Source organism: Diplocloster modestus (assembly GCF_019042245.1).
GTDB lineage: Bacteria > Bacillota > Clostridia > Lachnospirales > Lachnospiraceae > Diplocloster > Diplocloster modestus.
Genome location: NZ_JAHQCX010000004.1, coordinates 74,489 through 95,070, shown reverse-complemented (window position 1 = coordinate 95,070; position 20,582 = coordinate 74,489). Strand labels below are relative to the sequence as shown.

The 20,582-nt window shown below is 50.7% G+C and carries 14 protein-coding genes; 12 read left to right on the top strand and 2 right to left on the bottom strand.

Annotation, left to right across the window (positions count from 1 at the left end; translation table 11 throughout):
- Positions 1–24 precede the first annotated feature (24 nt).
- The 5 genes from KTH90_RS07470 to KTH90_RS07450 all read left to right on the top strand — a co-directional run bounded on the left by KTH90_RS07470 (position 25) and on the right by KTH90_RS07450 (position 7,589).
- Complete coding sequence (locus KTH90_RS07470) at positions 25–1,305, top strand: uracil-xanthine permease family protein (RefSeq protein ID WP_158350057.1); 1,281 nt, start codon at positions 25–27, stop codon at positions 1,303–1,305.
- A 1,034-nt stretch (positions 1,306–2,339) separates the two neighbouring features.
- On the top strand, positions 2,340–3,683 hold the full coding sequence (locus KTH90_RS07465) for a putative DNA modification/repair radical SAM protein (RefSeq protein WP_158350056.1): 1,344 nt from the start codon (positions 2,340–2,342) through the stop codon (positions 3,681–3,683).
- A gap of 36 nt (positions 3,684–3,719) precedes the next feature.
- Positions 3,720–4,499 (top strand): TIGR03915 family putative DNA repair protein, encoded by a 780-nt coding sequence (locus KTH90_RS07460; protein ID WP_238726560.1) that lies wholly within the window; start codon positions 3,720–3,722, stop codon positions 4,497–4,499.
- Between the two features lie 319 nt (positions 4,500–4,818).
- Entirely contained in the window at positions 4,819–5,046 is a 228-nt protein-coding gene (locus tag KTH90_RS07455; RefSeq protein WP_158343987.1) for an HPr family phosphocarrier protein, read from the top strand.
- A 176-nt stretch (positions 5,047–5,222) separates the two neighbouring features.
- Positions 5,223–7,589 carry an ATP-dependent DNA helicase gene (locus KTH90_RS07450; protein WP_158350054.1) on the top strand — a complete coding sequence of 789 codons (2,367 nt, stop codon included), beginning with the start codon at positions 5,223–5,225 and terminating at the stop codon, positions 7,587–7,589.
- Here the strand turns inward: KTH90_RS07450 and KTH90_RS07445 are convergent.
- Positions 7,574–8,452 carry a LysR family transcriptional regulator gene (locus KTH90_RS07445; RefSeq protein ID WP_158350053.1) on the bottom strand — a complete coding sequence of 293 codons (879 nt, stop codon included), beginning with the start codon at positions 8,450–8,452 and terminating at the stop codon, positions 7,574–7,576. The genes KTH90_RS07450 and KTH90_RS07445 overlap by 16 nt on opposite strands.
- Positions 8,453–8,608: 156 nt before the next feature.
- Here KTH90_RS07445 and KTH90_RS07440 point away from each other — a divergent pair, with 156 nt between their 5' ends.
- The 3 genes from KTH90_RS07440 to KTH90_RS07430 all read left to right on the top strand — a co-directional run bounded on the left by KTH90_RS07440 (position 8,609) and on the right by KTH90_RS07430 (position 14,579).
- The gene (locus KTH90_RS07440; protein ID WP_158350052.1) at positions 8,609–9,913 is read left to right on the top strand and encodes a cation:proton antiporter; all 1,305 of its coding nucleotides are present in this window, start codon (positions 8,609–8,611) and stop codon (positions 9,911–9,913) included.
- 636 nt (positions 9,914–10,549) lie between these two features.
- On the top strand, positions 10,550–14,299 hold the full coding sequence (locus tag KTH90_RS07435; RefSeq protein WP_158350051.1) for a phosphoribosylformylglycinamidine synthase: 3,750 nt from the start codon (positions 10,550–10,552) through the stop codon (positions 14,297–14,299).
- A gap of 115 nt (positions 14,300–14,414) precedes the next feature.
- The gene (locus KTH90_RS07430) at positions 14,415–14,579 is read left to right on the top strand and encodes a hypothetical protein (RefSeq protein ID WP_238726559.1); all 165 of its coding nucleotides are present in this window, start codon (positions 14,415–14,417) and stop codon (positions 14,577–14,579) included.
- A gap of 10 nt (positions 14,580–14,589) precedes the next feature.
- Here KTH90_RS07430 and KTH90_RS07425 read toward each other — a convergent pair whose 3' ends face one another.
- Positions 14,590–15,162, bottom strand: coding sequence for a TetR/AcrR family transcriptional regulator (locus KTH90_RS07425; protein ID WP_158350050.1), 573 nt, complete (start codon positions 15,160–15,162; stop codon positions 14,590–14,592).
- Between the two features lie 261 nt (positions 15,163–15,423).
- On the opposite strand from KTH90_RS07425, the gene KTH90_RS07420 reads away from it, so the two are divergent.
- From KTH90_RS07420 to KTH90_RS07405, 4 genes are read left to right on the top strand one after another with little or no spacing between them, the layout of a single operon-like run.
- Positions 15,424–17,127 carry an NAD(P)/FAD-dependent oxidoreductase gene (locus KTH90_RS07420; protein ID WP_158350049.1) on the top strand — a complete coding sequence of 568 codons (1,704 nt, stop codon included), beginning with the start codon at positions 15,424–15,426 and terminating at the stop codon, positions 17,125–17,127.
- Between the two features lie 13 nt (positions 17,128–17,140).
- The gene (locus KTH90_RS07415) at positions 17,141–18,415 is read left to right on the top strand and encodes an NAD(P)/FAD-dependent oxidoreductase (protein WP_158350048.1); all 1,275 of its coding nucleotides are present in this window, start codon (positions 17,141–17,143) and stop codon (positions 18,413–18,415) included.
- The gene (locus KTH90_RS07410) at positions 18,412–18,849 is read left to right on the top strand and encodes a DUF1667 domain-containing protein (protein ID WP_238726558.1); all 438 of its coding nucleotides are present in this window, start codon (positions 18,412–18,414) and stop codon (positions 18,847–18,849) included. Before KTH90_RS07415 ends, KTH90_RS07410 begins: the two co-directional genes overlap by 4 nt.
- The gene (locus KTH90_RS07405) at positions 18,842–20,581 is read left to right on the top strand and encodes an FAD-binding oxidoreductase (protein ID WP_158350047.1); all 1,740 of its coding nucleotides are present in this window, start codon (positions 18,842–18,844) and stop codon (positions 20,579–20,581) included. The genes KTH90_RS07410 and KTH90_RS07405 overlap by 8 nt, the downstream gene beginning before the upstream one ends.
- Position 20,582: the final 1 nt, after the last annotated feature.

Sequence of the window (20,582 nt, the reverse complement as noted above, 5' to 3'; positions counted from 1 at the left end):
CATGAGAGTATGAGGAGGGATCACATGGATATGAATTTATCCGCCAAAAAGAAGCTGATTCTGGGCATTCAGCACGTGCTGGCCATGTTCGGAGCAACCGTTTTAGTTCCGGCCCTGACCGGTTTAAGCACATCAATCACCCTGTTCTGCGCCGGCCTCGGCACCCTGTTGTTTCATTTTGTAACCAAGAGAAAAGTGCCGGTCTTCCTGGGATCCAGTTTTGCGTTCATGGGCGGAATCATTGCCGTCATCGGGGATTCCCGCTTAGGAGATCCGGATTTTATGGACAAGCTGTCCGCAGTCAAAGGCGCTCTGATCATCGCGGGTCTGATCTACGTATTATTTTCCATTCTGATCAAACTGGTCGGATATGAAAAAGTCAATAAGCTTCTGCCCCCGATCGTAACCGGACCGGTTATTATCGTCATTGGCTTAAGGCTCAGCTCCACCGCCATCAATTCTGCTTTTTATCACAACGGGGCATTCAGCCTGAAAGCCGTATTTGTCACGGTAGTCGTTCTGGCGGTAGTCATCGCCATATCCGTATTTGCAAAGGGCATCTATAACCTGATGCCGATCCTGTTCGCGATCATAGCCGGCTACCTGGTCTGCATCCCCATGGGATTCCTGGATTTCACACCGGTACAGCAGGCTCATTTCTTTTCATTTATGGACAAAGATATCATCGCCCAGGTCCTGGCACTGCCCACCTTTAAGGCGGATGCGATCCTGGCCATCGCCCCCATCGCTCTGGTTACATTGATCGAGCACGTAGGCGATATCACCACCAACAGCGCAGTAGTAGGCAAGAACTTTATGATAGACCCCGGTATCCACAGAACGATCCTGGGAGACGGCTTAGCCACCGCTCTGGCAGGCTTCCTCGGAGGCCCCGCCAACACCACCTACGGTGAAAACACCGGTGTCTTAGCCGTAACCAAAGTCTACGATCCCAGCGTTATCCGTGTCGCAGCAGTATTTGCCATGCTTCTGGGTATCCTCGGCAAGTTCGGAGGCCTGATTTCCAGTATTCCCGGTCCCGTAAGCGGCGGCATCAGCATCGTCCTCTATGGAATGATCGCCTCCGTAGGTGTCCGGATCCTGATCAACAACCGCCTGAACTTCGGTAACAGCCGGAACCTGATGATCGCCTCCATTATAGTCGTCCTGGGCATCGGATGTGACAGCATTCCCGTAACCTCCACCGTAACCATCTCCGGACTGGCCCTGGCTGCCGTCGTGGGTATGATTCTGGCCGCTGTGTTACCGGAAGGCCATGATTCTGTACTGCCTCGGGAGGAGTAGTTCTGATAGGGGGGCAGGGCCTGATGGAACCGGAATTCTGGGACAGTCTGGCAGAGGCCGGGCCTGGCTCCCGCTCCCGGATAAAATAGCATCCCGGAAAAAGCAACCTCATGAACAGTTCCGGGAGCCTCTTAAAACAGGGAGAAGAGCGGCAGAGGGCCGCCCTTCTCCCTTGAGTCTCCCTCCACTATTCGGCCATGCTTTTTCCGGGATGCTATTTTATCCGGAAGCGGGAGCCAGGCCCGGCCTCTGCCAGACTGTCCCAGAATTCCGGTTCCATCAGGCCCTGCTCTAATTAGAGCTTAGAAGTGCCGGATCAATGACGTGGTACTGGTGTTATATTTCTTTTGTCTCAATGTCTGTGATTACCGCTCGTATCGTTTTATGGCCTATGGGGACATGAAACAGTCGGATTCTGTAAAAGATGGAGATATATAGGACTGCTCAAATAGAAAAGAGATGTTATAAATATAAGTAGATTTGGATTTCATAAAAAGAACCTTTTATTTTTCAGACTGTCTATATGGCAAGAAGCGGATTGGACAGTGGAAGATAGAAGGTTCTTTAAGTATCTATACCTTAGTTGTAATCATTTTTCCTGTTTTCGTGTTTCTGAAACGATACGTTCTATCTTCTTAAGCATTCATATTATAAAACCATGAGTCGATCGTATTTCGCCAGTACCAAAGCAGGCGGGAAATGGGGCGGGGGGAGAACCGGAATGTCTGTGGGGAAAAACATTGAGGGAGGAGCTTAGAGATATGGGCGGGGGCGGGTAAGAATCCCCGTTTTTCGGAGTATGTTTGAGCGCAGCGAGTTTGCGTAGAAAAATGTAATAAGGGATTCTTACCCGCCCCCGCCCATATCTCTTAGCTCGTCCCGAAGTTTTTCCCCACAGACATTCCGGTTCTCCCCCCGCCCCATTTCCTGCCGGCCCTTTGAAAATATCAGAACATATATTCGAAATCCCCTTGCCTTTTTCGGGTAAATATGATAGGATAATACAAACGTACGTTCGAAAAAGGAGCGATTTCATGAGAATAGGAAAGTCGATGGGCTTGATGGAGAAATTGGAGATACTTTCAGATGCGGCGAAATATGATGTAGCCTGTACTTCCAGCGGCGTGGATCGCAATGGTGATGGAAAGGGGATCGGTAATTGTGTAGCTGCGGGGATTTGCCATAGCTTTTCCGCAGACGGCAGATGCATTTCGCTGCTGAAGATACTATTTACTAACGAATGTATTTATGACTGCAAGTATTGTTTGAACCGGGCGTCGAATGATATACCCAGGGCATCGTTCAGTCCGGATGAGATATGTGAGCTGACGATGGGGTTTTATAGAAGGAATTATATTGAAGGGCTGTTTTTGAGCTCGGGGGTTCTTTATAGTCCGGATTATACGATGGAGCTGCTTTATCAGACTTTGTATAAGCTGCGGACGGTTTGGCATTTTCAGGGTTATATTCATGTGAAAGCAATTCCGGGAGCGTCTCAGAGCCTGATTGATAAGACGGGGTTTCTGGCGGACCGGATGAGTATTAATCTGGAATTGCCGACTGCGGATAGTCTTAGGATGCTGGCCCCGAATAAGCATAGAAAGACTATCTTAAAACCGATGCGGCAGATTCAGACCCGAATGGCCGAAAATAAGAATGAGCTGATGGTGTATCGCCATGCGCCGAAGTTTGTGCCGGCAGGACAGAGCACGCAGATGATCATTGGGGCTACGCCGGAGACGGATTTTCAGATTGTTTCGGTTGCGCAGTCTTTGTATGATCAGTTTTCGCTTAAGCGGGTGTTTTATTCCGCTTTTGTTCAGGTGACGGAGGATGCAAGTCTGCCGGCGCTGCCGGGAGGGCCTCCGCTGCTGCGGGAACATAGGCTGTATCAGGCAGACTGGCTGTTGCGGTTTTATGGTTTTCGGGCAGATGAACTTCTGTCGGCAGATAAGCCGAACTTCAATGTGCTGCTGGACCCCAAATGTGATTGGGCGCTGCGCCATCTGGAACAATTTCCGGTTGAGATTAACAGAGCTGATTTCTATACGCTGCTGCGTGTGCCCGGAATCGGAAATAAATCCGCCCAGCGGATCGTGAAGGCCAGAAGACTTGGCGTTCTGGATTTTGCGGATATTAAGAAGATGGGAGTAGTCCTGAAAAGAGCGTTGTATTTTATCACCTGCAAAGGGAAGATGATATATCCGACGAAGCTTGAGGAAGATTATATTACCAGGAATCTGCTGAATCTGGATGAAAAACTTCCGGTGCATAAAGACGAGGTCCGCTATCGGCAGCTGTCATTATTTGATGATATGAAAATGACCCGCGATCCTACCATGGAAGAACGGCTGCAGACTGTGAGCGGACAGATCTGAGGGATAAGTGATCGGATGAAACGGAGGGAACCAGATGTGGAAAAGGTGATTTTTGTCTGCGAAGACAGTCTGGACGGGATATTCACCGGTATCTATGATGCCTGGGACAGCCGGTATGGTCATGAAAATGTAAAATTGATCATAGAATCAGAAGAGACAATGGAGTTATTTGCCAGGTATGTGGAGGTTGTGGCTGACGGGGAAAAAGCGGAAAAGGTGGCTCGTACGCTGAAGAGGCGGTTAGGGGACGAGGTATTTGAGATGATCTGTCAGGCGGCGGCTTCCTGCGCTTCTGAGAAGGCGGATGCGCTGTATCGGGTTGTTGTGAAAGGCCTGTCCATGTCAAATGGGAAGAAAGTTATGGACGCGCTGGCAGATCCAAATGTCTGTCGGGTATTCGAGCTGAGCCGCCAGGCGGGCTATGAGGCTCATCATTTGACAGGTTTTATCCGGTTTCAGGAGCTGAAGGGGGGGATCCTGTTTTCACGGATTCGGCCGAAGAATAATGCACTTACTCTGATAGGACCACATTTTGCCGACCGGCTGCCGCAGGAAAACTGGGTGATTTATGATGATGGACGGGAGCTTTTTTTGATGCATCAGGCAGGAGGATACTGGGGGCTGATGCAGGGTCAGGCGCTGAACGAACAGTGGCTTGCTGATATCAGCGAGGAGGAGGATCAGTTCCGGCAGCTGTGGAGGCTTTTTACGAAAAGCATCAGTGTTCAGGCAAGGGAGAACAGATTGCTTCAACGTCAGAATCTGCCGCTGCGGTTCAGGAATTATATGCCCGAATTTACGCAGGAAGTCAGGTAAGAGAAGCGCTTTTCCACTTGTAACTGCGGATAAAAGGTATTATGTTATCTACATTTCGCTAGAATTTTGTCGACACATTCGGTACAGAATGAATAAAAATTCGGTTTTTACAAACGGGAAACTCTTTTTGAAATTGTCACTTTTGTGCGAAATTATGAAAAATCCAATAGGGTCATATTAAAAAATTACAAATTTAGTTAAAAACAGGTTAAATTTGGGAACATTGGACAGAATTGACAAATAGACTAAATAGTGGGATAATTCAAACGAAATCGATACCACATGTATTAGTTCTATTTTATTTAAGGAAGTGTTTGCTATGGAGAAACGAAAAATCAAGTTGTCCGCAACAGAAGATGTAAGAGAGTTCGTAGCCGCGGCTGAGAAATGTGATTTCGATGTGGATATTTTTTATAATCGCTTTGTGGTTGATGCGAAGTCCATTTTGGGCGTTTTGAGCATGGACCTGACCAAAGAATTGACAGTTCGTTACGGCGGAAATGACCTCCGGTTTGAGAACATCTTGGATAAATATTCGATTGCATAACCGTATGCGACCTATTAATTGATTTTGATGCGGAACAATGAGCCCTCTATCCTGTAAATCATATGGGATGGGGGGCATTTTCAATTTGAGGCAAAAGCGGTACACAGGTTTCCTTCTTGACGCGGCCCGGCGGGAAGGGGATAATAGGGTACAGAAGACCTGAAGGAGATAGGAAGATGTCGGATACAGTGATAAAGATATCGGTGCGCAACCTGGTGGAGTTTATTCTGCGGGAAGGGGATATCGATAACCGGAGGAAAGCCGGGAAAGATACGGAAGCGATGCAGGCTGGAAGCAGAATTCACCGGAAGATCCAGCGGCAGATGGGCGCCGGTTACCGGGCGGAGGTTCCTTTGAAGATCACCGTGCCGGCTGGGGATTATGACATATGTGTGGAAGGCAGGGCTGACGGTATTCAGGAACAAGAGGGAACGGTCCTGATCGACGAAATTAAAGGAATCTATATGGATCTGGAACATCTGGAAAGACCGATAGGCGTGCATCTCGCACAGGCAAAATGCTATGCTTATATCTATGGGCAGGAACAGGGGCTTGCCCATATTGCGGTTCGGATGACCTATGTTAACCTGGATACGGAATTTGTAAAATATTTCGAGTCGGAATATGAGTTCCCGGAATTGGAGAAGTGGTTCGGGGATCTTATGGAAGAATATAGAAAGTGGGCTGATTTTCAGTTCGCATGGAGAAAAATCCGAAAGGATTCCATCCATAATATTGAATTTCCCTTTCCCTATCGGGAGGGCCAGAAGGAACTGGCCGCCCAGGTATATCGCACCATGTATCAGAAAAAACGGCTTTTCATACAGGCACCCACCGGTGTCGGTAAGACGATATCCACGGTTTTTCCGGCGGTGAAAGCGGTGGGGGAGGAGCTGGGAGATAAGATCTTTTATCTGACAGCCAAAACGATCACCCGTACGGTGGCCAGTGAGGCATTTTCCCTGCTCCGGGAACAGGGGCTGCGTTATAAGACGGTAATTATCACAGCAAAAGAGAAAATGTGCGCCTGCGAGGAGATGGAATGTAATCCGGAGCACTGCCCTTATGCGAAAGGGCATTATGACCGGGTGAATGATGCGGTCTATGCACTGCTGACAAAAGAAGATAACTTTACCAGAGAGGTTTTAAGCGCTCATGCTAAGGAATATGAGGTTTGTCCATTTGAGTTCTGCCTGGACGTTTCCACATGGTGCGACGGCATAATCTGTGATTATAATTATGTGTTCGATCCAAAGGTTTATCTGAAGCGCTTTTTCGCGGACGGGGTCAAAGGGGACTATCTGTTTTTGATCGATGAAGCCCATAACCTGGTGGAGCGGGCAAGAGAAATGTACAGCGCTGCTCTGATCAAAGAAGATTTCCTGGAGCTGAAAAAGGTGGTCAAACCTGTGCGGCCAAAGCTTTCAAAAGAACTGGACAGCTGCAATAAGCGGCTTTTGGCTATGAAGAGAGAATGCGATACTTACCAGCTCCTGCCGGATATCGGCGATTTTATCATGGCTCTTATGAGGCTTGCGGCGGAGCTGGAGAAATTTCTGGAAGAATGGGAACAGGATGAGATCCGTACCCAGGTGTTTGAGTTTTACATGCAGGTCAGGGACTTTCTGAATATTTACGACCGGGTGGATGAAAACTATGAGATTTACACAGAGCACATGGAAAACGGCAATTTCCAGCTGAAACTTTTCTGCATTCATACGGCCAGAAACCTGAAAGAATTTTTGGATAAAGGAAACAGTGCGGTCTTTTTTTCAGCGACTTTGCTGCCGCTTCGGTATTATGTAAATTTATTGAGCGGGGACATGCAGGATTACGCGGTATACGCCAATAGCACCTTCCGGCCGGAACAGAGACTTTTGCTGGTCGGAAGCGACGTCAGCAGCAAATATACCCGGCGCGGTCAGGCGGAATATCAGCGGATGGCTTCCTATATACAAAAGACGATTTCCCATAAAAAGGGAAATTATCTGGTGTTTTTCCCCTCGTACCGCATGATGGAGTCGGTTTATGAGAGTTTTCAATCGCTGCTTCCACAACCCGGCTGTATCTGTCTGCTACAGCAGCCGAATATGCGGGAGCAGGAGAGAGAAGAATTTTTATCCCAGTTTACCACTGATCTTGACCGGACGCTGATCGGTTTTTGTGTGATGGGCGGAATTTTTTCTGAGGGGATCGATTTGAAGCAGGAGCAGCTGATCGGCGCGATTATCGTCGGGACGGGCCTGCCGCAGGTCTGCAACGAACGGGAAATCCTGAAACAGTACTATGACGAGCATCAGGCCCGGCGCGAAGGATTTTCCTACGCTTATCTATATCCGGGCATGAACAAGGTACTGCAGGCCGCGGGCAGAGTCATTCGCACGGATCTGGATACAGGAGTAATCCTATTATTGGACGACCGGTTTACGCAGTTTCAGTATAAGCAGCTGTTTCCGCCTGAATGGGCTGTTCACGAACACTGTACACTGCACACGATCGATCAGAAACTGGAAAACTTCTGGCACATTCAGGAAAAATACTGAATAAACTGTCTGGCGGCCTGGGATATGGGCAGATGCTGATTATAGGCGATCACGATCTGACGGCGGGGCATTTTTTCCTGCAGTGTCAGAGGATAAAGGTCCGGTGACTTATTTAACAGGCAGAAATCCGGGACAAAAGCGATCCCCAGACCGATTCCGGCCAAATCCAGCAGCAAATCATTGCTGGTCAGTTCGATCTCCGGCACCAGATCCAGCTGATTCTGTTGGAACAGATGATGCAGAAACTCACTGGTGGTGCTTTTCCGGTCCAGCATCAGGATCGGATAGTCTAACAGTTCCTGAAGAGAAACCTCATGGTCGGCCAGATCAAAAAACTGCCTGCTGGCTACGAAGACATCCTGAAAAGATTTAATCGTTGTGATCTGGTGCGTGTTGTTCAGCCTGGAATTCGGGAAATTCGATACGATCAGATCGACTTGTCCGCTTTCCAGCAGATCGACGCATTTGACGGAGGTTTGGTTCATAACTTTAATGTGAATCTTTGGAAAGTCCCGGTGGAACCGTTTCAAGTAGGGGACCAGAAAATAGCGGCATATGGTATCGCTGGCGCCGATGCGCAGTTGGCCCCCTCCCAGAGAATCAGCTTCTAACAGCTGGTTTTCTCCGCGTTCGATCAGATTGATGGCGGGTTCCACATAGCGGAGCAGGGTCTCCCCCTCGGGTGTCAGATACACTTTTTTGGTGCTGCGCACAAAGAGCTGCTGATTCAGCTTTTTTTCCAGTACCTTGATCGATTGGCTTACGGCCGACTGCGAGATAAAGAGCTGCTTGGATGCTTCAGAAAAACTGAGAGTCACGGCTACATAATAGAATACTTTGTAAAGCTCATAGTTAATGTCCATTATTAGTACTCCTTATAAATGATGGATATATTATAACATAATATCTTAATGATTGACAGGTAAAATTAGAAGTAGTAAGATTAACCGGAATTAGTAAGTTGGTAAAAATTGGAGGACCAAAAAATAGAGTGTTGAGGGAAAAAGGAGAGATATGAGATGAACCCATATGATTTTTTGTTCGATCTGGCATTGATACTGTTGAGTACAAAAGTACTGGGACTGTTTACACGGAAAATACATATGCCTCAGGTGGTGGGCGCCTTGCTGGCCGGGCTGCTTTTGGGACCAGCCGTGCTGAATCTGCTAAAAGAGACCGTATTAATCCATGATCTGTCAGAGATCGGTGTCATCGTTCTGATGTTCTGTGCCGGTATGGAAACGGATATGGAAGAATTAAAGAAAACAGGGAAGAAATCCTTCCTCATCGCGTTGATCGGTGTGCTGGTACCATTGGCAGGCGGATTCGCCGTGGCCTACTTCTTCAACAAACCGGGAGTGATCGATTCCGATGCGTCCTGTACCTTGTTCCTGCAGAATGTGTTTATCGGTGTGATACTGACCGCCACATCCGTCAGTATCACGGTGGAAACCCTGAAAGAATTGGGAAAATTAAAAACCCGGTCGGGAAATGCGATTTTGGGTGCTGCCATTATCGATGATATCCTGGGCATTATCGCACTGACTGTGATCACCAGTATGGCGGACAGTACGGTCAATATCTGGATCGTACTTCTGAAGATCGCCGGCTTTTTTGTCTTTGCACTGGTTGTGGGCTTTCTATTTTATAAGATTTATGAAAAGTGGAGCGGTTCCGCGCCAAGAGGACTTCACCGGCATGCTATCATCGCTTTTGTGTTCTGTCTTTTGATGTCCTATGTGGCAGAAGTATGGTTTGGAGTGGCCGATATTACCGGTGCGTTTATCGCCGGCCTGATTATTTCCAAAACCCAGAAAACCCAGTTCCTGGCCTCCAAATTTGATACCTTATCCTACCTGCTCCTATCCCCGGTCTTTTTTGCCAGCATCGGCCTGAAGGTAGAGCTTCCGAATATGACGGCCAGTATCGTGCTGTTTGCTGTAATCCTGGTAGTGGTGGCCATATTGACCAAGGTGATCGGCTGCGGTCTGGGTGCCAAAGTGTGCGGCTATCAGAACTATCAGTGCTGGAGGATCGGTATCGGAATGATATCCCGAGGTGAAGTGGCTCTGATCGTAGCCAGCAAGGGAGCGCAATTAGGGCTTCTGGGTTCTGCTTTCCTGGGACCTGTGGTGGTTGTGGTCGTGATAACAACGATTATCACACCGATTCTGTTGAAACCGGTGTTCCGGAGAGGTCCGGTAACCGTGAGCCCGGAGATGGAGATAATTCCGGAATCCGAGAGCTTTTCGCGTAACTACGAAGAGCTCAGTAAGCTTCGAAACGGGCAGTATGAGGAGGGGGAAGGAAGTCTTCGGAAATAAACGGGGACGTGGTGCTGCGGGCCTGGGTCCCTGCACCGTCTGGCCGCGCCGGGGTTTTTCCGGGCCGCGAAGGGGGGAGAGGGAAATCATCCGTTCCGGTACTTAAGGCTATCCCCGGGTAAAATCTAAATGAAATCCGCCCCGTCTGTTATGGGTGCGTGGCTTATTCGCCCCGAATGCTGATGCATTCGCAGCTCAGAAGCCACCGAAAGTCTGTTTGGAAAACAGCCTTTCGCCCATAACAGCCGGGGCGGATTTCATTAAGATTTTACTCGGGCGCCTTATGTACCGGAACGGATGATTTCCCTCTCCCCCCTTCGCGGCCCGGAAAAACCCCGGCGCGGCCAGACGGCGCAGGGACCCAGGCCCGCAGCACCACGTCCCCGCTTATTTCCGAAGACTTCTTTTTATATTATAGTTTTATATTATAATTGGAGAGAGGATAGGAATAGGAGATGATGGGATGGAAACAGGGGATATTATGATGAGATTTGGATAAGAGTGATGGCAGATGGTAAATTGATATATTAGTGTTACTTATAAAAACGATTAAGTATATTAATTGTACTAATTTAACGGAATGTGGTAAAATAGAGAACAGGATGCATGAGTGTAATCTGAATCAGGAGGTTGATCATGAGTAACGTAAGAAGAGTTTATGTCGAGAAGAAGCCGCCGTATGCGGTGAAAGCGAGTGAGGTACTGGAGGATATCAGAAGTTATCTGGGGATCAGCGGGGTACAGGGAGTACGGGTACTGATCCGGTACGATGTGGAGAATATTACAGAGGACAGTTATGAGAAAGCCTGTCTTTCGGTGTTTTCAGAGCCTCCGGTTGATATATTGTATGAGGAGGAGTTTCCGCTTAAGGCCGGTGAAAAAGCTTTTGCGGTAGAGTATCTGCCGGGGCAGTTTGATCAGCGGGCGGATTCCGCCGTCCAGTGCGTGCGGTTTTTGAATGAGAATGAGGAACCGGTGATCCGGTCGGCTACGACCTATGTGATCCGGGGTGAGTTTGATGAGGAGCAGCTGGATCAGATTAAGAGTTATTGCATCAATCCGGTGGATTCCAGGGAGACGGATTTTGTGAAACCGGAGACGCTGGTTACTGAGTTTGAGGAGCCGGCGGATATCGCTGTGTTTGACGGGTTTGTCCAGATGGATCAGGAGACATTGAAGGGCCTTTATGATTCTTTGAATTTGGCCATGACCTTTCAGGATTTTCAGCATATTCAGAATTACTTTCTGAATGAGGAGAGAAGAGATCCCACGATGACGGAGATCCGGGTGCTGGATACCTACTGGTCGGATCACTGCCGCCATACCACGTTCTCTACGGAATTGAAACATGTGGAATTTGAGGAGGGGTATTACAGGACTCCTATGGAAAAGACCTATCGGCAGTACCTGGCGGACCGGGAGGAGCTGCTGAAAGGACGGAAGGATAAATTCGTCTGCCTGATGGACCTGGCGCTGATGGCTATGAGAAAGCTGAAAGCGGAAGGGAAGCTTGAGGACCAGGAGGAATCCGATGAGATCAATGCGTGCAGCATCGTGGTTCCGGTGGAGATCGACGGAGTTACGGAGGAATGGCTGATCAATTTTAAAAATGAAACACATAACCATCCCACAGAGATCGAGCCCTTCGGCGGCGCGGCGACCTGCCTTGGCGGCGCGATCCGGGACCCGCTGTCCGGTCGGACCTACGTGTATCAGGCTATGCGGGTAACCGGCGCGGCGGACCCGACGGTATCGATGGAGCAGACGCTCAAAGGTAAGCTTCCCCAGAAAAAGCTGGTGCGGGGCGCAGCGAACGGTTACAGTTCTTACGGAAATCAGATCGGACTGGCTACCGGACTGGTGAAAGAGATCTATCACCCGAACTTCGTGGCGAAACGTATGGAGATCGGCGCGGTGCTGGGCGCGGCTCCGAGAAAAGACGTGGTGAGAGAGACTTCAGATCCGGGCGATATCATTATCCTGCTGGGCGGAAGAACCGGAAGAGATGGCTGCGGCGGAGCTACCGGCTCCTCGAAGGTTCATACGGAAGCGTCCATCGAGACCTGCGGCGCTGAGGTGCAGAAGGGAAACGCCCCTACGGAGCGGAAACTGCAGAGATTATTCCGGAGGCCGGAAGTGAGCCGGCTGATTAAGAAATGTAACGATTTTGGCGCAGGCGGTGTATCTGTGGCCATCGGTGAATTGGCGGATGGACTTCACATTTTCCTGGACAAGGTTCCGAAGAAATATGCGGGGCTGGACGGAACGGAGATCGCGATCTCAGAATCCCAGGAGCGTATGGCTGTGGTTGTGGACCCCAAAGACGTGGCACAGTTCATGGCATATGCGGCGGAAGAGAACTTAGAATCCACCGAAGCCGCGGTCGTAACCGAAGAGCCCAGACTGGTTATGCTGTGGCGTGGAAAAGAGATTGTAAATATATCCAGAGCGTTTCTGGATACGAACGGCGCGCACCAGGAAACAGATGTGTGTGTCCAGATGCCGGAAGAGAACTATTATTTCCGGACAGAGCCCGTCGGCGACGTGAAAAAGGCATGGCTGAATACCCTGGCCAGCCTAAACGTCTGCTCCCAGAAGGGGCTGGTGGAAATGTTTGACGGGTCGATCGGAGCGGCCAGTGTGTTCATGCCACATGGCGGAAAATACCAGCTGACCGAGGTTCAGGCTATGGCCGCCAAGCTTCCCGTATTGAAAGGCAAATGTGATACGGTTACGCTTATGAGTTATGGGTTCGATCCGTACCTGTCCAGCTGGAGCCCTTACCACGGTTCCTCCTACGCGGTACTGGAATCCGTGGCGAAGATCGTGGCCGCCGGAGGCGATTACCGGAAAATCCGTTTTACGTTCCAAGAATATTTCCGCAGGATGTGGAATGAGCCTACACGCTGGAGCCAGCCCTTCGCGGCCCTTTTGGGCGCCTATGAGGCCCAGCTAAGACTGGGACTGCCCTCCATCGGCGGGAAAGACAGCATGTCCGGCACCTTCAACGACATCGACGTGCCCCCGACCCTGGTCTCCTTCGCGGTGGACGTGGCAAAAGAGCAGGATATCATTACTCCAGAGCTTAAGAAGGCCGGCAGCAAGCTGATTCTGGTGAAAATCAACCGGGATGCCTACGATCTGCCGGATTACGAGCATGCCATGGGGCAGTACAAAAAATTCCACGATGATATCCAAACCGGCCGGATCATCTCCGCTTACGCCGTGGATGGAAATGGGATGATCACCGCTGTCAGCAAGATGGCATTTGGCAATAAAATCGGAGTCCGCCTGGAGCACAACGTATCCCCGGAAGACCTGTTCGCCCCCGGATTCGGCAGCCTGGTGGCGGAAGTGCCTGATGGAAAGCTGGGCGAACTGTCGGTAACCTATACGGTCATCGGCCAGGTAACCGGAAGCGACAGCCTGGAATATCAGGATGTGAGGATTCCGATCGAGGAAGCGCTGAACAACTGGACGAAAACCCTGGAAAAAGTGTTCCCGACCAAAGCACACAAAGACACCAGCGTGCTGGAAACACCGGTTTACGATGCAAAAACGATCCATGTGTGCACCCATAAACTGGCCGAACCCACCGTATTTATCCCCGTATTCCCCGGAACGAACTGTGAGTACGACAGCGCCAAAGCCTTCGGCCGGGCTGGGGCCAGAGTCATCACCAAAGTATTCCGCAACCTGGATGCCCAGGGGATCAGAGATTCGGTGGAAGAGTTTGAAAAAGGAATCGGGCAGGCACAGATGATCATGTTCCCCGGCGGCTTCTCCGCAGGAGACGAGCCGGACGGCTCCGCCAAATTCTTTGCCACCGCGTTCCGCAACGCGAAGATCCAGGAAGCCGTCAGGAAGCTCCTTAACGAGCGGGACGGACTGGCGCTTGGAATCTGCAACGGCTTCCAGGCCCTGATCAAACTGGGCTTAGTACCCTACGGCGATATCACGGGCCAGACCGCGGATTCCCCTACCCTGACCTACAACACCATCGGCCGGCACATATCCAAGATGGTCTACACCAAGGTGGTTTCCAACAAATCCCCCTGGCTTACCTTGGCTGAGCTGAACAAAACCTACGTAAGCCCGGCATCCCACGGAGAGGGAAGATTCGTAGCCAGCGAGGAATGGATCAAAAAACTCTTTGAAAATGGCCAGGTGGCAACCCAGTATGTAACCCCGGAAGGGATCCCCACAATGGACGAAGAGTGGAACGTTAACGGTTCCTACGCATCCATCGAGGGAATCACAAGCCCCGACGGAAGATGCCTGGGCAAGATGGCCCACGTGGAGAGACGCGGGGAATCCGTCGCTGTCAACATCTATGGTGAGCAGGATTTGAAGATCTTTGAGTCCGGTGTGGCGTACTTTAAATAATAAATTGCTTGTCACTACCCTTTACCATGCACCACCATTAGGGAGGGGACTGGCATCTTTCGGCAGGAAAGCCAACCTGAATAGTAACTGCGTGGAGAAAGGGGCCTGTCCCCGGATGTTGAATAGAGCAGTTCAACATCCGGGGAAGCAGGCTTTTTTCCTGATACAGGCCGTCATCCGGGGACAGGCCCCTTTCTCCACGCAGTTACTATTCGAGCTGGCTTTCCTGCCGAAAGATGCCAGTCCCCTCCCTAACGCGGTGAATGATATGACTGATTGAGGGAGCGGTTTTATTCCTGCTTTTTATTGAAGAGTTTCATATATTCAGCTGTCTGGCTAATAAAAGCCTCCGTGTCCAATTTTGAATTCTGCAGTGTCTGATGGATGAACAGGCCGTCTGAGAGAAGAAGAATCAGCCAGGATAGATATTCGGGATCAATCAGCCGGGTCCTCTCGCCGATCTTTTCCCCGATCAGGCCGGCAAACCTGGAATACCAGGAAAGCAGCTTCTGCCTTATTTCTTCATTTCCCATCATAGCGTCATAAAAAAAGTGCAGACGCATCCTCACAGTAGATACATCACGCTCCAAAACATATTTTACCAAACGGTGTAAAGAAGTATCCTTAGACTCATCGGTGGTCCAGGCGATCAGATTATTCCACTGCTCTTCCAGATACCGATTCGTCAGATCCAGAAACACCTCATTTTTATTCTTATAATGATAATAAAGAGTCCCTTTGGAAACACCCGCAGTCCTTGCTATTTCAGCAAGGGAAATATCCGTCGTTTTCTTATTCTCCAACAAAGACTCCGCAGAATCCAGAATCAGTTCTTTCACATTATCTTTTCTTGGCGCTGCCATAAAAACCCTCCTGCATATTAATCCGCTATATTTATCGTTAAAATATACCGCTATGTACAAAATAAAATAGTCAGCGGTATTCTGCAATATATTTATTATAGCCGTATGCCCTCCAAAAGTCTATCCAAGACCCAGCAATTCCCCGCCCCAAATTTCTCCCTCAGACCCCTAAAAACCCAACATTGACTTTTCCCTCACCTTTTGATACGATGAACATAAGAAAGTCGGTCAAACAGGCGACTCGGAAAGGCACGTGGTAAAATGAATGTAAAAAAGAGGAATCAAAAGCTTAGCAAACGTTTCGGGGGCCGGGTGAAGGTCCGGGAAGAAGCGGACCGCATCGTGGTATCCGGCCGGCTGGATTCTTGGGAAGATGTTGTGGAAGCATGCAGTATGTGCGTGAGTAAAAAGGGAAATAAGCATGTGGTAAATGACATCGCCCTGAAAGGTATGGATCCAAAACCAATGCGGCTGCCGGCGCAGAGCGACTCCACTCTGGAGGAGGCCCGGCCGGACGTGCTGATTATCGGCGGAGGGATCTCCGGGACCAGTATCGCCAGAGAGCTGACGAAATGGAAGCTGTCCGTGCTGCTGGTGGAGAAGGAAGCGGACCTGGCGGTCCAGGCGTCAGGACGAAATGACGGGGAGGTTCATCCGGGCGTGGACCTGAAGAAAGGCAGCCTAAAGCAGCACTATGTGCTGCTGGGGAATCGGATGTACGACAGGGTGTGCCGGGAGCTGGATGTGCCGTTTAAGCGCTGCGGACAGTATGTGGGCTTTCACGGCTGGTGGAGTTATCCGCTGGTCCGGCTGTATGCCTGGGAGAGAAAATATATCTGCGGTGTGAAGGATACACGGGTGATCGGGAGAAAAAAGCTGCAGGAGAAGGAACCGGAGATGAATCCTGATTATCAGTTTGCCCTTTATAATGAAAGCGCGGGATGTGTCTGCCCGTACGGCCTGACGATTGCCTATGGGGAGAACGCGGCAGCCAACGGGGCGAAGATCTCTTTGAATACAGCGGTACTTTCCATGGAGGTTCGGGACGATAGGATTCAGAGCGTATTGACGAACCGGGGCAGGATATGGCCGAGGTTCGTGGTCAACGCCGCCGGAACCTTTGCTGAGGACATTGCGGCAATGGCGCAGGACCGTTTTTACTCGATTCATCCCAGAAGGGGAACGAATTCCATCCTGGACAAAAAATCCGCCTGCCTGACCAGGTCTATCGTGTCATTCAAGACGGTGAAAAAAGAGACGGGGCATACGAAGGGAGGCGGGATTCTGCATACGGTGGATGATAACCTGCTGGTGGGGCCCAATGCGGTGGAAACTTATGAGAAAGAGAATTTTGCTACGGAGCAGGCTTCCATTGACGCAGTTTTCCAAAAGCAGGTACATACGGTAGAAAAGCTGTCGCAGAGAGATATTATTACCTATTTTACCGGAGTCCGGGCAGCTACTTTTGAGGAGGATTTCATTATCGAGAAAGGGAGACGTACGAAAAACCTGATACACTGTGCCGGGATTCAGTCGCCCGGGCTGACCACGGCTCCAGCGGTGGCTCTGGATGTGGAAAAAATGGTGGTGGAAGAGCTTGGCCGTGAGAGGAATGTGGAGAAAAACCCGGAGTTTCATCCTGTCAGGAAAGGGATTCCCAGGCTTCGTGAACTGCCGAAGGAAGAGAGAAACCGGCTGATTCGTGAGAATCCGGATTACGGAGTGATCGTGTGCCGCTGTGAGGAAATCAGCAGAGGGGAAATACTGGACGCGCTGCACTCCCCGGTGCCGGTAGCTACGGTGGATGGGATCAAAAAGAGGCTGCGGCCGGGGATGGGGCGGTGTCAAGGCGGATTCTGTATGCCGCTGGTTGCGAAGATTATCAGTGAGGAAGAGAATACAGACCTGTCCGAGGTGAGGAAGGCCGGCAGAGGATCGGTAATCACCTATGGCAGAACCAAGTAAAGGGGGGGATTGGATGAAAGCGTATGAGGTGATCGTAATCGGCGGCGGGCCCGCGGGTCTGGCTGCCGCGCTGGCCGCGCACAGGGCCGGCAGCCGGGTGCTGATCATAGAACGGGAGGAACGCCTCGGTGGTATCCTGAAGCAATGTATCCATGACGGTTTCGGGCTCGTCCGGTTCGGGGAGAAGCTGTCCGGGCCTGAGTACGCGGAACGGTTTATTGATGAAGTACTGGAACTGGGAATCAATTTTCTGACCACATCTTTTGTCACGGAGCTTAAAAAGGACGGCGGAGGATTCTGTGTCAGCGTGGTGAACCGTGACGGGGTTACGGATTATCAGGCGGGGGCGTTAGTACTGGCCACAGGATGCAGGGAGAGAACGGCCAGGCAGGTTCTGATTCACGGGACCCGGCCGGCCGGGATATTTACGGCTGGGACGGCTCAGCATTTTACGAATCTGCTGGGGCAGCTCCCCACGAAGCGGTGCGTGATTCTGGGCAGCGGAGATATCGGACTGATCATGGCCAGGCGGCTCACCCTGGAAGGTGCTGAGGTGCTGGGAGTATATGAGGCAAAGCCGACGCCTTCCGGACTCACCAGGAATCTGGTCCAATGTTTGGAGGATTTTGATATACCGCTGTATCTGTCCCATACCGTCACCCGGGTGTTTGGAGAGGAACGGCTTACGGCGGTGGAAGTGGCACAGGTGGACGAACAGATGAAGCCGGTTCCGGGAACAGCCCGAATGATAGAATGCGACGGCCTGATCCTGTCGGTGGGCCTGATCCCGGAAAATGAGGTAGCCGGGCAGCTCGGGGTACCGATGGACAGAGCGTCCAAAGGCCCGGTCTGTGACAACCGGTTTATGACACAAGTGCCGGGTGTCTTTTCCTGTGGAAATGCGCTGCATGTAAATGATCTGGTGGACTATGTGTCGGAGAGCGGGGAACTGGCCGGAAGATACGCCGCGGCCTATGCGGTGGGTAAGGCGGATGACTCGGATTCCGGAGTGTGCCTTGGCTTTTCGGCAGATGAATCTTTTTTATACCTGGTACCCCAGCAGCTTCGCTATCAGGACCGGGACAAAAAGGCGGTACTCTATTTTCGAAGCAGGAAGGTGCTTAAGAACGCCGTATTTACCATGTCGATCGGCGGGAAAGTGGTGTATACCAGAAAATACAGCCAGTTGAAGCCGCCTGAGATGGAGCGGCTGGAGATCGATTTTGGAAAATATCCGATTCAAAGGGGCGGTCAACTTCGGTTTGAAATCAAAGAGGTGATGGGATGAGCATGAAAAAACTTACCTGTATCGTATGCCCAAATGGCTGCGCCCTGACCGTGGAGGGAGACGCGGACCGCATCCGGGTTACCGGAAACCTGTGCAAGCGGGGAGAGCAGTTTGCAAAAGAGGAGTTACTCCACCCTGTGCGGACCATCTGCACTACGGTCCGCACGGAGTTCGCGGCGGTACCGGTGCTGCCGGTACGGGTTTCAGCGGAAATACCAAAAGACAGGATCAAAGATGTCATGCAGGAGATCAACCAGGTTGTCCTAAAGGAACCGGTCGGCAGAGGCGATGTGATTGTGCCGGATGTATTGGGACTCGGAGTGGATGTGATTGCAACCAGCAGCCTTTTAAGGTATCTTAAAAAGGAGAGTACTGGAAAAGAAAACGAAGGCAGAAAGCTGGGGAGCAAAAAAGAGGAGGAACACGATGAATAAACCGTATAAAGAATTTGAGCCGGCCTGGGTTAAGGAGCAGGCGCCTGAGAAAAGCTTCCGTTCTATTTTCCGCTGGGGTGATCCGGATTTTGTGAAATATCCAAAGGAAAGCCTCTATAAAATGATAAAAGAAAAATTTCAGATGACAGATGAAGACTTTGAGCATTACGACGGTGATATCGGCATGGATGAGGTGAAGCTGTCGGTTCCCTGCGCGCTGGCGGAGGAACATATAAGAGCGTTTGAGAAGATCGCGGGAAAAGATTTTGTATCGACCGGGGATTATGAGCGGCTTTCCGTGGCTTACGGAAAGACTGGCTATGACGCCCTGCGCCTGCGTCAGAAGAGGGTGGACTGTGTGCCGGATGTGGTGGTGTATCCGGACACCTCAGAACAGGTGGAGCAGATCGTCGCCTATTGTACTGCACATAAGATCCCTCTGTATGTCTACGGTGGCGGCAGCAGTGTGACGAGAGGGGTGGAACCGGTCAAGGGCGGTGTTTCCCTGGATATGCGGCTGCGGTTTAACAAGGTCTTGTCCTTTCAGGAGCAGGATCAGACGATCACGGTCCAGGCCGGGATGTCGGGACCAAAGCTTGAGGATACCCTGAACCGGGCGCAGGAGCTGTTCGGGGCAAAGAGGCCGTACACCTGCGGGCATTTTCCACAGTCTTTCGAATACAGCAGTGTGGGAGGCTGGGTGGTTACCCGGGGAGCGGGCCAGAACAGCACTTATTATGGCTGTATTACCGATATTGTGGCAGGGCAGAAATACGCCACCCCGATCGGAGTCGTAAAGACCAGTTCCTATCCCAGAGAGGCTACCGGGCCGAATTTAAACCAGATTATGATGGGCGCGGAGGGGACGTTCGGCGTGCTGACGGAGGTTACGCTGCGGATATTCCGCTATATGCCGGAAAACAGAAAGCGGTTCTCCTATATATTTAAAGACTGGAGTACAGCCATGGAGGCGGCCAGAGAGATGATGCAGTGCGAAGCCGGATATTCTTCCGTATTCCGGCTGTCCGATCCGGAGGAGACGAATCTGATGCTGCGCCTTTACAACGTGGATGAGACTCCGCTGCAAAAGCTTCTGGACATAAGGGGATATAAAGATATGGAACGCTGCCTGTTCCTGGGATTCAGTGATGGAGAAAAAGGCTTTGCCAAAAATGTAGCGAAAAATATAAAACGCATCGCCGGACGGTACGGCGGTATGAGTCTGACCTCCTATGTGACCAAAAGCTGGGAAAAGGGACGGTTCAATGATCCGTACCTGAGGGATACTATGCTGGATTTTGGTATTATGACGGATACGCTGGAATGTACGGTAAACTGGTCGAATATGGCCCGGGTTCACAGGGAAGTCAGAGAGGTATGCCACAGGCTGCCGAATACCATTGTGACCACACATATGTCGCACTGCTATCCCCAGGGGGCGAATCTGTATTTTATATTTATCACCAGAATGAGCGATGCCGAGAAGTTCAAGGCCTATCATGCCACGATCCTGGACGCGATCCAGCGGTCCAAAGCCGCCATGAGCCACCATCATGGAATCGGGAAAATGTTCGCGCCCTGGCTGGAAGGTCAGCTTGGCCGGAACGAGTACGGGGTATTCAAAGCGCTTAAAGACTATTTTGATCCGGATTATATGATGAATCCGGGGGGGACTCTGGGCCTTGATCTGGAGGAAAAGGAGAAACGTTTCCTGCGGGAGGATATACAGTAGA